15 protein-coding genes are annotated in these 13,636 nt (G+C 71.3%); 7 read left to right on the forward strand and 8 right to left on the reverse strand.

Annotated elements, in window-relative coordinates; genetic code table 11:
• The coding region (locus tag VJS38_RS04520) for a DegT/DnrJ/EryC1/StrS family aminotransferase (RefSeq protein ID WP_324086958.1) at positions 1–774 on the forward strand (774 nt) is incomplete at its 5' end.
• 77 nt (positions 775–851) lie between these two features.
• Positions 852–2,387, forward strand: coding sequence for a glucan biosynthesis protein D (locus tag VJS38_RS04525; protein ID WP_324086959.1), 1,536 nt, complete (start codon positions 852–854; stop codon positions 2,385–2,387).
• Between the two features lie 67 nt (positions 2,388–2,454).
• Here VJS38_RS04525 and mdoH read toward each other — a convergent pair whose 3' ends face one another.
• A complete protein-coding gene (gene mdoH / locus VJS38_RS04530; protein ID WP_324086960.1) occupies positions 2,455–4,599 on the reverse strand; it encodes a glucans biosynthesis glucosyltransferase MdoH in 2,145 nt (714 codons plus the stop codon).
• 185 nt (positions 4,600–4,784) lie between these two features.
• On the reverse strand, positions 4,785–6,497 hold the full coding sequence (locus tag VJS38_RS04535) for a hypothetical protein (protein ID WP_324086961.1): 1,713 nt from the start codon (positions 6,495–6,497) through the stop codon (positions 4,785–4,787).
• Positions 6,498–6,631: 134 nt separating this feature from the next.
• On the opposite strand from VJS38_RS04535, the gene VJS38_RS04540 reads away from it, so the two are divergent.
• From VJS38_RS04540 to VJS38_RS04560, 5 genes are read left to right on the forward strand one after another with little or no spacing between them, the layout of a single operon-like run.
• Entirely contained in the window at positions 6,632–7,345 is a 714-nt protein-coding gene (locus VJS38_RS04540; protein ID WP_324086962.1) for a response regulator transcription factor, read from the forward strand.
• Positions 7,314–8,912 (forward strand): stimulus-sensing domain-containing protein, encoded by a 1,599-nt coding sequence (locus tag VJS38_RS04545; protein ID WP_324086963.1) that lies wholly within the window; start codon positions 7,314–7,316, stop codon positions 8,910–8,912. The genes VJS38_RS04540 and VJS38_RS04545 overlap by 32 nt, the downstream gene beginning before the upstream one ends.
• Complete coding sequence (locus VJS38_RS04550) at positions 8,909–9,343, forward strand: HPr kinase/phosphorylase (protein WP_324086964.1); 435 nt, start codon at positions 8,909–8,911, stop codon at positions 9,341–9,343. Before VJS38_RS04545 ends, VJS38_RS04550 begins: the two co-directional genes overlap by 4 nt.
• A 57-nt stretch (positions 9,344–9,400) precedes the next feature.
• A complete protein-coding gene (locus VJS38_RS04555) occupies positions 9,401–9,805 on the forward strand; it encodes a PTS sugar transporter subunit IIA (protein ID WP_324086965.1) in 405 nt (134 codons plus the stop codon).
• Positions 9,802–10,080 (forward strand): HPr family phosphocarrier protein, encoded by a 279-nt coding sequence (locus VJS38_RS04560; protein ID WP_324086966.1) that lies wholly within the window; start codon positions 9,802–9,804, stop codon positions 10,078–10,080. Before VJS38_RS04555 ends, VJS38_RS04560 begins: the two co-directional genes overlap by 4 nt.
• A 42-nt stretch (positions 10,081–10,122) precedes the next feature.
• Here the strand turns inward: VJS38_RS04560 and VJS38_RS04565 are convergent, their stop codons facing one another.
• The 6 genes from VJS38_RS04565 to VJS38_RS04590 all read right to left on the reverse strand — a co-directional run.
• Positions 10,123–10,446 carry a phosphoribosyl-ATP diphosphatase gene (locus VJS38_RS04565; protein WP_324086967.1) on the reverse strand — a complete coding sequence of 108 codons (324 nt, stop codon included), beginning with the start codon at positions 10,444–10,446 and terminating at the stop codon, positions 10,123–10,125.
• Positions 10,443–11,216 (reverse strand): imidazole glycerol phosphate synthase subunit HisF, encoded by a 774-nt coding sequence (gene hisF / locus VJS38_RS04570; RefSeq protein ID WP_324086968.1) that lies wholly within the window; start codon positions 11,214–11,216, stop codon positions 10,443–10,445. Before hisF ends, VJS38_RS04565 begins: the two co-directional genes overlap by 4 nt.
• A 15-nt stretch (positions 11,217–11,231) precedes the next feature.
• Positions 11,232–11,954, reverse strand: coding sequence for a 1-(5-phosphoribosyl)-5-[(5-phosphoribosylamino)methylideneamino]imidazole-4-carboxamide isomerase (hisA, locus tag VJS38_RS04575; protein ID WP_324086969.1), 723 nt, complete (start codon positions 11,952–11,954; stop codon positions 11,232–11,234).
• Positions 11,951–12,586, reverse strand: a complete 636-nt coding sequence (gene hisH / locus VJS38_RS04580; protein WP_324086970.1) for an imidazole glycerol phosphate synthase subunit HisH — start codon at positions 12,584–12,586, stop codon at positions 11,951–11,953. Before hisH ends, hisA begins: the two co-directional genes overlap by 4 nt.
• Positions 12,587–12,591: 5 nt before the next feature.
• Positions 12,592–13,182 (reverse strand): imidazoleglycerol-phosphate dehydratase HisB, encoded by a 591-nt coding sequence (gene hisB / locus VJS38_RS04585; protein WP_324086971.1) that lies wholly within the window; start codon positions 13,180–13,182, stop codon positions 12,592–12,594.
• Positions 13,183–13,184: 2 nt separating this feature from the next.
• Positions 13,185–13,636: adenosine kinase (locus tag VJS38_RS04590; RefSeq protein ID WP_324086972.1), on the reverse strand; the 452-nt coding region annotated here is incomplete at its 5' end.

A 13,636-nucleotide genomic window follows, 5' to 3' on the forward strand; every position in this document is an offset into this window, starting at 1 on the left:
ATGCGCGGGGACGCGGCCGAGCTTCCGGCGCTGGCGCGCCTGGCCAGCGAGGCCGGCGCGGTGCTGGTCGAGGACGCCGCCCACGCGCTAGGCACGGCGATGGACTTCGGCGAGGGCCCAGAGATCGTCGGCGATGGCCGCCGCTCGGCCATGACCACCTTCTCCTTCCACCCGGTGAAGACCATCGCCACCGCCGAGGGCGGCATGGTGACGACCAACGACGACCGCCTCGCCGAACGCCTGCGGACGCTGCGCAGCCACGGCATGGTGCGGACGCCAGAGGGACAGGGCTCGGGCCCGGCCTGGTGGTACGAGATGCCGGAGATCGGCTTCAACTATCGCCTGCCCGACGTGCTCTGCGCGCTGGGCCTGTCGCAGCTCGCCAAGCTCGACCGTTTCGCCGCGCGCCGGCGCCAGCTGGCGGAGTCTTATGGGCAGGCGCTGGCGGAGCTCTCACCGCTGGTCCGGCCCGCGGTCTCGCCGCCCTGGAGCCGGCCGGTCCCGCACCTGATGAGCGTGCTGATCGACTTCGCGGCGGCGGGCCGCGACCGTGCGGCCGTGGTCGAGGCCCTGCGCGCCCGCGGCGTCGGCAGCCAGGTCCACTACATCCCGGTGCACCGCCAGCCCTATTACGCCGCGCGCTACGGCCCGCTGGCCCTGCCCGGCGCGGAGGCCTGGTACGCCCGCTGCCTGTCGCTGCCGCTCTACCCGGGGATGGCCGACGGCGACGTTTCTCGCGTGGTCGAGGCGCTGAAGGCCGCGATCGGTCACTAAAATCGCCGCAATGCCCTGAGAGCGACACAAGCGTTACGACAGGCGAAGATCCCCTGTCTTCGCCGTGGAGCCCGCCCTTGGACGTCGATCGCCGCTGGACCCTGTCCGCCATCCTCGCCGCACTGGCCCCTGCGACGGGCTCATGGGCGGCGGGCGCGGCCTGGCCCGGCGAGGCGCCGCTCGGGCCGGCGCAGCCCTTCTCGTTCGAGGAGCTGAAGGCGCGCGCCAGGAGCCTGGCGGCCCAGCCCCACCGGCCGGCGCCGGCGCCGGCGGCGGAACTGCTGCGGGCGATCGACTACGACGCCTTCGGCCGGGTGACCTACAAGCCGCAGGCCACGCTCTGGCGCGGCGCGGACGGGGTGCGCCTGTTCCCGCTGGCCTCGGGGTCGTCGGCGCCGGTGGCGATTCACGTGGTGTCGGGCGGCCAGGCGCGGCCGGTGCTGCACGCCGCCAGCCTGTTCGACATGCCGGCCGATTCGCCGGTGCGCCGCCTCGGCGACCAGGCCGGGTTCGGCGGCTTTCGGCTGATGAACGCGGACGACCGGACCGACTGGGCGGCCTGGCTGCGCGCCAGCTACTGGCGCTCCGCCGACCCCTTCAACCAGTACGGCCTCTCCGCGCGCGGGCTGGCGATCGACACCGCCACGGCCTCGCCCGAGGAGTTTCCGGTCTTCACCAGCTTCTGGATCGAGCATCCGCCGGCCGGCGGGCCGATCGTCTACGCCCTGCTGGACGGGCCCAGCGTCGCGGGCGCCTATCGCATCGGTCATGAGCGCGGCCCCGGCGGCCTGAAGCAGCGGATCACCGCCCAGCTGAACTTTCGAAAGGCCGTCGCGCGGCTGGGCCTCGCCCCGCTCACCAGCATGTACTGGTACGGCCAGAGCGAGCGGACGCCGGCCGACGACTGGCGGCCACAGATCCACGACAGCGACGGCCTGGCGATCTGGACCGGCGCGGGCGAGCGCATCTGGCGGCCGCTGCACAACCCGCCGCGGGTGACCACCAGCACCTTTCTCGACAGGCGCCCGCGCGGATACGGCCTGATGCAGCGCGACCGCAATTTCGCCGACTACCAGGACGACGGGGTGTTTTACGAGAAGCGGCCGAGCGCCTGGGTCGAGCCGCTGGGCGACTGGGGCGCCGGCTCGGTGCAGCTGGTCGAGATCCCGACGAAGCGCGAGACCGAGGACAACATCGTCGCCTTTTGGACGCCCGCCCGGACGGTCGGCCGGGGAACCCGCCTGGACGTGGATTACCGCCTCCACTGGAGCGACCAGGAGCCCGCAGCCCCCGGCGTCGCCCGCGTCACCGCCACCCGTTTCGGCCAGGGCGGGCGGCCCGGGGAGCCGGTCCAGGCGGGCCGGCGCAAGTTCGTCGTCGACTTCGCGGGCGCGACCCTGGCCGGCCTGGAGCGCGGCGACGCCGAGCCGGTGGTCAGCGCCAGCCGCGGCGCGGCGGTCGCCGCCGCCGCCTATCCGGTGGTCGGCCAGACGGGCTGGCGACTGATGTTCGACATCGACATCGCCCCCGGCGTCACCGACCTGCGGGCCTATCTGCGCAAGGGCGAGAGCGCGCTGACCGAGACCTGGATCTACCAGGTGGCCGCAGCATAGCCCTTCCCTCCCCTTGGGAGGGGACGACCGCGAAGCGGTCAGGGATGGGGAAGTGCGGGCGCAAGAACTAAGCTCTCAGCTTGATCCACACGTCCCCACCCTGCTCGCCCTTGGCGAGCCGTCCCTCGCCATAAAGGGGAGGGAAGCGCGGGAGGATGACGTTGCGGCCGAGGTCGTAGACCGCCGCCGATTGCCGGAACAGGCTGTCGATCGTCCGCCGGGCCGGGGCCTCGGCGGCGTAGGCCTCGCGCAGCTCCCGGGCCCGCGTCAGCACCCGCGGCGGCTCGACGTCCTCGGGGATCTGGAACAGCCGCGCGGCGGAGTCCGCCGAACGGGGCCGCGAGGTCTTCACCGACAGCAGCGCCGAGAGCATCAGGCTGAGGAACACCGGGCTGGTCCAGATCAGGAAGTTCTTCGACAGGAAGAAGGCCCCGACCGCGCCGATCGCGCCCAAGAGCACGTGGCCGCCGTGGGCGCGCCAGGCGTCCTTGCGGCTGAGCTCCACCCCCTGACGGTGCTGGGCCGACCAGCCGCTGTCGCGGCCGATCAGCACCTCGACCACCGCGGCGCTCTGCATGACCATCATCACCGGCGTCATCAGGATCGAGCCGATGGTCTCGGCGGCCACCCCCAGCACCAGCCGCGAGGCGCCGCCAAAGCCGCGGCGCAGCTCGGGGTCGCGCAGGGCCAGCAGCAGGGCCATGGCCTTGGGCGCGGCCAGCAGGCCCAGCGACAGGGCGAACAGGGCGACGACGCAGTTGGAGGCGCTCGAGCCGGCGCGCAGGTGCTGCTCGGGCCAGACCATGGCGCCGTTGACCAGCAGCACCAGCCAGAGCAGCGGGGTGACATAGGCCAGGATGCCGCACAGCAGGTGCATGCGGCTGACCCAGTGCAGCCCCGCCCCCGCCAGCACGCGCACGTGCTGCAGGTTGCCCTGGCACCAGCGGCGGTCGCGCGCGGCGGTGTCGAGCAGGGTCGGCGGGCTCTCCTCATAGCTGCCCGGCAGGCTGGTGATGGTGCGCACGGCCCAGCCGCCGCGGCGCAGCAGCGCCGCCTCCACGAAGTCGTGGCTCATGATGTGGCCGCCGAACGGCCTGGGTCCGCTGAGGTGCGGAAGCTTGGCGCAGCGGGCGAAGGCGTCGACACGGATGATGGCGTTGTGGCCCCAGTAGTTGCCTTCCGAGCCGGACCACCACTCCTGCCCGCGGGCGAAAACCGGGCCGTAGAGCCGGTTGGCGAACTGCTGCAGGCGCGCGAACGGCGTCACCGCATTGACGATCGACGGGACGGTCTGCAGCAGGCCCAGCTTCGGATCGGCGTCCATCCGGGCGATCAGCTCGGCGAGAGCCTGGCCGCTCATCAGGCTGTCGGCGTCCAGCACCACCATGTAGTCGTAGTCGGCGCCGTGGTTCTCGACCCACTCGCCGATGTTGCCGGCCTTGCGGTCGATGTTCTCGGCCCGGCGGCGGTAGAAGATCTGCGGCCCGCCGCCGAGCCGCGCGCGGACGCGCAGCACGCCGCTGGCCTCGGCGCGGGCGACGTCCTCGTGCCGCGTGTCGCTGAGGATGAAGAAGTCGCAAGCCGGCGCCAGGCCCGCGTCGCGGACCTCCTCCGCCATCGCCTGGATGGCCGCGAGCACCAGGCCGGGATCCTCGTTATAGACCGGCAGCAGCACCGCCGTGCGGCTCCCGGAAGGAGCAGGCGCGAGCGCGCGCCGCTTCGGTGCGGCGAGCGTGGCCAGAAAGCCCGCGGTCGCGCCGATAAAGCCGAACGCCAGCCAGCCGCCCAGCAGGCTCGACAGCAGGATGGCCACGCCCTCCCAGGCGGTCAGCACCCCGTCGCGGGTCAGCACCGTGAACAGGCCCGCCCCGTCGAGCAGGGCGAAGACGAGGGCGCCGAGGAGCAGGAGGATGCGGTTGCGCTTGAGACCGGCGTCCTGGGCGGGCCCGGCGTCGCGCAGCACCGGCGCCGCGCGGAGATCCTGCTGCGGCATCGGCATGGTCGCGGGCGGCGGCATGGAGCGCATGGCGGGATAGGGCGCCCGACCGCCGGCGCTGGACTTCGGCGCCGCGGCCGGCCGCTCGGCGGGGGTGGTCGGGACCGGCGACGCGCGGCGTCGCCGCCGCGTCTTCGGAGCGGCGAAGGCCGTGCGAAACTCACCCGCCAGGCTCAGCCGCATGGGCGCGCCCAACCGCTCTTCCTCGACCGACATGGACCGCTGTCACCTTCACCGAATTTTGTACGCGCTGCTTAGAATGGCGCCTTGCTTCAGCGCAACCGGGGCAGCATGGATCAGGCAAATTGAAGGCGCCGATGGTTAAAGGCGCCCAGGCGCCCGCCGGCGAGGCGCCGGCGCCACGGTTTTGCGTCTTTAATGGTCTTGGAACGAGCTCGGCCTTAGGCGGCCAGGCCAGCCTGCTGCAGCAGCGTCCGCACGGTCTCGACCTGGTCCGGCGCCTCGGTGAGCGCGCTGCGGGTCTCCGGCAGGCGGACCAATTTCAGGGCCTCGCTGCGCGCGCGGTCGGCGGCTGGGCCGAGCGGAGCGGACTCCCCCGCGGCCAGCCGCAGCAGCACTGTCAGCCGGTGCAGCGGCGGCGCCTTGGCGCGCGCGATCGAGGCGGAAAGCTTGGCCTCGCCCTCGACCATGCCGCCCAGCTCCCCGAGCCGGCCCTGGATGGTCGCTGAGTCTTCCGGCGCCAGGCCGCAGCGGCCCACCTGGCGCTGCAGCGCCGCGAGCTTGCCCAGACGCGCGGCCGGGGTTTCCTCGCCGCTGCGCATCTCGGTCTCGAACTTGAGCCCCCCGACGACGCCGGCGATCCACCGGCTGGCCTGGCGCTTGTTAGCGGCGCCGATGACGTTCTCGCCGAGCACGAGCAAAGCCTGGGCCTCTTCGCAGGCGGTGCGCCCCTTGCCGAGGTAGGCGTCGACGAAGTCGCCCGTGACCAGCATTTTCGATCGTGTGGAGAAGGCCGCCTGCACGTCCTCCAGCGGCAGCAGCCGCCCGGCGCCGGCGGTCAGCGACATGGCCAGACCGCGCAGCATGTCGATCTCGGCGACCGCGTCGTGGGGGCGAAGGCGCCGCGGGCCGTTCAGCTCGCGCAGAATGCGCTTGCCCAGACCGGTGCGGACCTCCTCGAAGGCGTCCTCCGACAGCCAGCCGCCAAGTCGCTCGGCCTCGCCGCTCAGGACCGGCATGACCTTGGCGAGCCTGGGGTCGTGCTTGACCAGGAGCTCGACCGCGCCGCCGACGGCCAGCCGGGTCAAGGCGGCCAGTTCCCCGCCCAGGTCCAGACCTCGGCCGATCAGGTCCTCCAGGCCGGGCTTGACGCCCAGGATCTCGGCCAGCGGCTGCTCCAGCACCGACATCGCCAGCGTCCTTGCGGGGCCCGACGCCGGCGCGGCGCCGGCCAGGTCGAGCAGGCGACCGACCTTCTCGCTCCAGGTCCGGGACGAGGCGATGGCGCCGGCGACGCCGGAGCCGAGCAGGTAGCAGGGGTCGGGATCCTTCAGCGCCCGTTCGGCGGCGGCGGCGAAGCTCTCGCGCTTGAGGTCGATCAGCGCCCCGCGGCGCCAGTCCTTCATCAGCCGCTCGATCGTGCGCTCGATGAGGCCGTTGTAGGTGCGGATCAGCTCATGGACGGAGAAGCCGCGGTCGGCCGCCTCGGGCACGGAAATCTTCTGGACGGCGTGCTGCAGGTCGCCGCCGGAGGCCTCCAAAGCCTCGACCAGGTCGGGCCGGTGCAGCAGCTCGAAGGGGGTCGCCCGCTTGCGCTCCAGCCAGTCTTCGAGGAGCCGGCCGATGCGCTCGCGCGCGTGGAGGGTGTAGAGGTCCTTGGGCTGCACGCAGAGGGGCTCGAACTCCTTCTTCGGCTCCTTCTTCTTGGCGGTCTCCCAGTCGCCGAGCTTGAGGATCTCGAGCGAGGCGAACTCGCGCGTCTCCTCGTCGAGGGTCTCCTTGGCGACCTTCGCCGCGGCGAAGCCGTCCTCGGCGATGAGGTTCTCGGCCATGCGGATCGCGGCCGTGCGGTCTTCGGTGGCCATCTCCAGCACCCAGCCGGATCCGGGTTTCCTGCGGCCGAAGACCTCGTAATGTACCCGCGCGCCAACCATCTATGCTCCCCCAGGCGGGACCTTGGCGCCATTAGGCTTAAGGGGGAGTTGATCCTGGGGGAATCCCGCCCCATTGAGGCCACACCTTCGGACGACTAGCTTCGCCGAACGCCACAGGAGACGACAAACCTAAGATGGCCAAGATTACCCTGGTGGACGACGACGAGAACATCGTCGCGTCGGTCAGCCTGGCGCTGGAAAGCCATGGCCACACGGTCAAGGCCTACTACGACGGCGCGGCCGGCCTGGCGGCGCTGGAGAACGAACCCCCCGACCTCGCCATCCTCGACGTGAAGATGCCGCGCATGGACGGCATGGAGGTGCTGCGCCGCCTGCGCCGAACCTCCGACCTGCCGGTCATCATCCTGACCTCGAAGGACGAGGAGATCGACGAGATCCTCGGCTTCAACCTCGGCGCCGACGACTACATCCACAAGCCGTTCAGCCAGCGCCTGCTGATCGAACGGGTGAAGGCGGTGCTGCGGCGCGCCGGCGTCGACGTCGAGGAGGCGCCGGCCAGTCCAGCGGCGCCGGCGGAAGGCGCGCGGGCGATCAAGCGCGGCAAGCTGACGCTCGACCCGGCGCGTCACGACTGCCTGTGGGACGGCCGGCCGGTGAAGCTGACCGTGACCGAGTTCCTGCTGCTGCAGTCGCTGGCCCAGCGTCCCGGTTTCGTGAAAAGCCGCGACAACCTGATGGACGCGGCCTACGACGATCAGGTCTATGTCGACGACCGGACCATCGACAGCCACATCAAGCGCATGCGCAAGAAGTTCCGTGACGTGGATCCGGAGTTTGACGCGATCGAAACCCTGTATGGCGTCGGCTACCGGTACCGCGAAACCTGAGCGGAGGCGGCGCTCCTACCGCTCCCGCTGGCTGCCGGGCTCCCGGCTCGGCCGACTGATCATCGCGCTCAATCTGCTGGGCCTGACGATCCTGATCACCGGCGCGCTCGTACTCAACGAACTGCGCCGGGGCCTGGTCAATGCGCGGATCGACAGCCTGACCACCCAGGCCGAGCTTCTGGTCACCATCATCGACCAGACCGCCACGGTCGGCGAGCCGACGCCCGCGCTCGACCCGGACTACGCCAGCCGCCTCCTGCAGCTGCTCGCCAACCCGAAGGCGCAGCGGGCGCGGCTGTTCGACGCGCACGGCGAGCTGATCGCCGACTCCGAGCAGGTCGCCGACCGGGTGGAATGGCGCCAGCTGCCGCCCGCCCATAGCCGCGGGTCGAAAGACCGCTTCCGCTTCGACTTCCGCCTGCCCGTGCAGAAGCCAACGACGCCCGAGGGCCGCCAGGCGCTGCGGAACGAGGTCGCCTCCGCCCTCGCCGGACGGCACGTGGCGGAGATGCGCCGGGGGGAAAACGGCCAGCGGGTGGTCTCGGTCTCGATCCCGATCCAGAACGTGCGCATGGTCCTCGGCGTGCTGACGCTGGAGGCGAGCGACGTCGACGAGATCATCGCCCGCGAGCGGATGGCGCTGATCCCCTTCATCCTGATCGCCGTCACCGTGATGCTGATCTCCTCGCTGCTGCTGAACAGCCTGATCGCCCAGCCGGTGCTGAGGCTGGCGCGGGCCGCCGACCGGGTGCGCCTGGCGGGCGCGCGGGCGATCTCGCTGCCCGACCTCGCCCGGCGCGACGACGAGCTGGGCGACCTGACGCGGTCGCTGGAGGCGATGACGCACTCGCTGTCGGAGCGGATGGACGCCATCGATAGTTTCGCCGCCGACGTCGCCCACGAGATCCGCAACCCGCTGACCTCTTTGCGCTCGGCGGTGGAGACCCTCGACCTGGTCAGCGACCCGGCCGCGCGCACGCGCCTGCTGGGCATCCTGAAGAACGACGTCCAGCGCCTGGACCGGCTGGTCACCGACATCTCCAACGCCTCGCGGCTCGACGCCGAGCTGTCGCGCGACCAGCCGAAGGTGATCGACCTGGAGCGGCTGGTCGGCGACATCGTCGGCACCTACGAGGCCCGCGCCCGGCCCGGCGAGCCCACCGTGCGCCTGCAGCGCCCGGCCCCGCCGCTGCCGATGAAGGTGCGCGGACGCGAGGGGCCGCTCGGTCAGATCTTTCGCAACCTGATCGACAACGCCCGCTCGTTCAGCCCGCCGGGGTCCGAGGTGCTGGTGGCGCTGGCGAAGGTGCGCGACACCCTGGTGGTCAGCGTCAGCGACAACGGGCCCGGCATCCCGCCGGACAACCTGGAGACCATCTTCCAGCGGTTCTACACCTCGCGGCCGAAGGGCCAGGCGTTCGGCGGCAACTCGGGCCTGGGCCTGTCGATCGCCCGGCAGATCGCCGAGGCGCACGGCGGCGCCCTGATCGCCCGCAACCGCGTCGACGACGAGGGCGTGGTGCATGGAGCGATGTTCCTGCTGACCCTGCCGGAGGCCAAGCTGTGATCGCCCACGCCGGCCTGATCGCGCGGCGCATCGGCGGGCGCTGGCGCGGCGTCCTGATCGAGGGCCCGTCGGGCGCGGGCAAGAGCGACCTGGCGCTGCGGGCGCTGGACCACGGCTTCCGGCTGGTGGCGGACGACCGGGTGATCCTCTGGACCTGCGAGGGCCGGCTGTTCGGGCGCGCGCCCGGGGCGCTGCACGGCCTGATCGAGGTGCGCGGCGTGGACGTCATGGGCGAGCCCGCGCTCGACCTTTGCGAGGTCGCGATGGTGGCCGCCCCCGGCGCGCCGGAGCGCCTGCCCGAGCCGGAAACGGTCGATCGCCTGGGCCTTCGGCTGCCGCTGTGCGTTCTGGCCTATGATGAGGCCTCGACGCCTGCGAAACTGGGTCGCGCGCTCAGCGCTCTTTACGTCGCCAACCAGAGGCGTATGTAGCTCGGCTCGCGAGGCGCGATGCGTGCGGCGGTCGGGGAACCCCTTGAGAGAACAGGCATGATCGGGCTTGTGATCGTGACCCACGGTCGACTCGCCGAGGAATTCGTTCTCGCCATGGAGCACGTGGTCGGCCCCCAGTCCGCCGTCGAGGCGATCTGCATCGGCCCCGAGGACGACATGGAGAAGCGCCGCCAGGACATCCTGGCCGCCTGCAACCGGGTGAATTCCGGCGCCGGCGTGATCCTGCTGACCGACATGTTCGGCGGCACCCCCTCCAACCTCGCCATCTCCGTGATGGAGCAGACCAAGGCCGAGGTGATCGCCGGCCTGAACTTGCCGATGCTGATCAAGCTGGCCAGCGTACGCACCCGCCAGAATCTCGAGGACGCGGTCGCCTGCGCCCAGGAGGCGGGCCGCAAGTACATCTCCGTCGCCTCCTACGTCCTGGCCGGGGAAAAGTGAGCGAAGCCGCCACCCGCACCGTCGAGATCGTCAACAAGCGCGGGCTGCACGCCCGCGCCTCGGCGAAGTTCGTCAAGCTGGCCACCGAGTTCGACGCCGAGGTGCGCGTCAGCCGCGACGGCGCCGTGGTCGACGCCCGCTCGATCATGGGCCTGATGATGCTGGCCGCCGGTCCCGGCTGCTGCATCGACATCGAGGCCGAGGGCCCGGAAGCCGCCAAGGCCGTCGACGCCCTGGCCGAGCTGGTGGCGGATCGGTTCCAGGAAGAGGAGTAGGCCGCTTCCGAAGCTCGTGATGGTCGGCCAATTTGCGCCGGATCAGGGCTTGCGGGCGGCCTTTTCGGCAAGGCCCGAGGTTCCCTCGCGCGCTTCCAGCTTCGCCGCCACCTCGTCGAGCGACACGCCCGCGGCCGCCAGCGCCACCAGCCAGTGGTAGATCAGGTCGGCGCTTTCCGCGGCGATCGCGGCCTTGTCTCCCTGCGCCGCGGCGATGACGGTCTCCACCGCCTCCTCGCCGAGCTTCTTGGCCGCGCGCGCCGGATCGGCGAGCAGCTGGGCGGTGTAGGAGCCGGACGGATCGGCGCCCTTGCGCGCCTCGATGGTCGCCGCCAGGCGGCCGAGCACGTCGGCGAACCGGCTCATGCGGCGCGGTCCGTGAGGCGCACGGGCAGGCCGGCGCCGGCCATCGCCTGCTTGACCTCCGAGATCGTGACCTCGCCGAAGTGGAAGATGGATGCGGCGAGCACGGCGTCGGCCCGACCCTGCGTCACCGCATCGACCATGTGCCGGGCGCTTCCCGCCCCGCCCGAGGCGATCACCGGCACGCCCACGGCCGAGGAGACCGCCTTCAGGAGCTCCAGGTCGTAGCCGCTCTTGGCCCCGTCGCGGTCCATGGAGGTGAGCAGGATCTCGCCCGCCCCGCGCCCGACGACGTCCACCGCGTAGTCGACGACGTTCAGCCCGGTGTCCTTGCGCCCGCCGTAGGTGAAGACCCGCCAGCCGCCGTCTTCCGTCCGCTTGGCGTCGATCGCCACCACCGTCGCCTGGCTGCCGAAGGCGTCGGCGCAGGCGCTGATCAGCTCGCGGTTCTCGACCGCGGCGGTGTTGATCGAGATCTTGTCCGCCCCGGCCAGCAGCAGCCGGCGGGCGTCCTCCACCGAGCGGATGCCACCGCCGACCGACAGCGGCATGAAACAGACCTCGGCGGTGCGGGCGACCACGTCGAGGATGGTGCCGCGGTTCTCGTGGCTGGCGGTGATGTCGAGGAACATCAGCTCGTCGGCGCCGGCGGCGTCATAGGCGCGCGCCTGCTCCACCGGATCGCCGGCGTCGCGCAGCGAGACGAACTGGACGCCTTTGACGACCCGGCCGTCCTTCACGTCCAGGCAGGGAATGACCCTGACCTTAAGCATCTCGGGCCTTGAGCATCAGGCGGCGACCTTCAGGGCTTCGGTGGGAGCGATGTCGCCGTTGTAGAGCGCCCGGCCGAGCACCGCGCCGGCGATCGGCGTGCCCTTACGGGCCTTCAGGTTGATGATGTCCTGCACCGTCGCCAGGCCCCCGGCGGCGATCACCGGGATCGCCACCGCATCGGCGATCGCGCCGAAGGCGTCGACGTTGAAGCCCATGGTCGTGCCGTCACGGTCGATGTCGGTGATGATCAGGGCGCCCACGCCCACGTCCTCGAAGCGCTTGGCCACGGTGATGGCGTCGAGGTCGCTATCCTCGGTCCAGCCCTGCACCGCCACCTTGCCGGCGCGCACGTCGACGCTGACGGCGATCTGCTCGGGCCACAGGCGCGCGGCCTCGCGCACGACCTCGGGCTCGCGCACGGCGACCGTGCCCAGGATCACCCGGCTGACGCCGGCCTCGATCCAGCGCTCGATGTCCGCCAGGCTGCGGATGCCGCCGCCGAGCTGCACCGGCACCGAGACGGCGCCCAGGATCGCCTCGACCGCCGGCGCATTGGCGGCCTTGCCTTCGACGGCGCCGTTCAGGTCGACCACGTGGATCCAGTGGAAGCCGGCGTCGGCCCAGGCGCGCGCCTGGGCGGCGGGATCGGAATTGAAGACCGTCGCCTGGTCCAGGTCGCCGCGGATGACGCGGACGCACTGGCCGTTCTTGAGGTCGATGGCGGGATAAAGGATCACGGTCGCCACTCCAGGAAGCGCGCCAATAGGGAAAGCCCGGCGTCTTGCGACTTCTCGGGGTGGAATTGCACGCCGGCGACGTTGCCGCGGGCCACAGCCGCGGGGAAGCGGCCGCCGTGGTCGACGAAGGCCGCCACGTCGCGTTCGTCCTTCGGATAGATGGCGAACGAATGCGTGAAGTAAACCGCCCGGCCGTCCTTCAGCCCGGCCAGCACCGGCAGGTCGGAGACGCCGGTGAGCGTGTTCCAGCCCATGTGCGGCACCTTGGCCGCCGGATCGTTCGGCTCGAGCCTGCGCACCTCGCCCTCGATCCAGTCGAGGCCGGCGGTCTCGCCGAACTCCAGGCCGCGGGACGCGAGCAGCTGCATGCCGACACAGACGCCGAGGAAGGGCGAGCCCCTCCTGCGGACCGCCTCCGTCATGCCCTCCACCAGGCCCGGGCGGGCCTGCAGCGCAGCCATGCAGGCGGCGAACGCGCCGACGCCCGGCAGCACCACGCGGTCGGCGCGGGCCACCACCGCCGGATCGTCGGTGACGAGGATGCGGGCGCGCCCGTCGGCCGCCTTCACCAGCGCCTTCTCGGCCGAACGAAGGTTGCCCGAGCCGTAGTTGATCAGAGCAACGTCCTGCATCGGAGCTAGAGCACGCCCTTCGTCGATGGCGCCTGGCCTTGCGTCTTCGGATCCAGCTCCACCGCCTGGCGCAGCGCCCGCGCCAGCGCCTTGAAGCCGCTCTCGGCGATGTGGTGCGAGTTCTCGCCGTAGAGGGTCTCCAGGTGCACGCAGGCGCCGAGGTTCATGGCGAAGGCGTGGTGGAACTCCTTGAAGAGCTCGGTGTCCATCTCACCGACCTTCGGGCGCGCGAAGTCGACCCGCCAGATCAGGTAGGGGCGGTTGGAGAGGTCCAGGGCGCAGCGCGTCAGCGTCTCGTCCATCGGGATGTAGGCGTGGCCGAAGCGGCGGACGCCCTTGAAGCCGTCGAGCGCCTTGGCGATCGCCTGGCCGAGCACGATGCCGGTGTCCTCGACGGTGTGATGCATGTCGATGTGCAGGTCGCCCTTGGTCTCGATCTCGACGTCGATCCCGCCGTGCCGGGCGAAGCTCTCCAGCATGTGGTCGTAGAAGCCGATGCCGGTCGAGATCTTGGACTCGCCGGTCCCGTCCAGATCCACGCGCACGCGGATCTGCGTCTCCTTGGTGTTGCGGATCACCTCCGCCTGGCGGCTCATCGTCAAAACCCTTTTGCGGCCGCGAGGTCCTTGAGCGAAACCTGGGGGCGCGGGCCGTAGTGCGAGATCACCTCCGCCGCGGCCAGCGACCCCAGCCGGCCGCAGTACGGCAGCGGGCGGCCCTGGGCCAGGGCGTGCAGGAAACCCGCCGCGTATTGGTCGCCGGCGCCGGTCGTGTCCACGACTTTCTCCACCGGGAAGGCCTCCACGGCGTGGCGCTCGCCTGACTGGGCGACCACCGAGCCCTTCTCGCTGCGGGTGACCGCCGCGATCAGCGGGCGCGAGGTCAGCGCCGCCAGCGCCTTGTCGAAATCGCTGGTCTCGAAGAGCGCGCCGAGCTCCGCCTCGTTGGCGAAGACGATGTCCACCTGGGTCTCGATGAATTCCAGGAGCGCCGCGCGATGCCGCTCGACCACGAAGGCGTCGGAAAGGGTCAGCGCGATCTGCCGGCCGC

Source organism: Phenylobacterium sp. (genome assembly GCF_035276905.1).
In the GTDB taxonomy this organism is placed as follows: domain Bacteria; phylum Pseudomonadota; class Alphaproteobacteria; order Caulobacterales; family Caulobacteraceae; genus Phenylobacterium.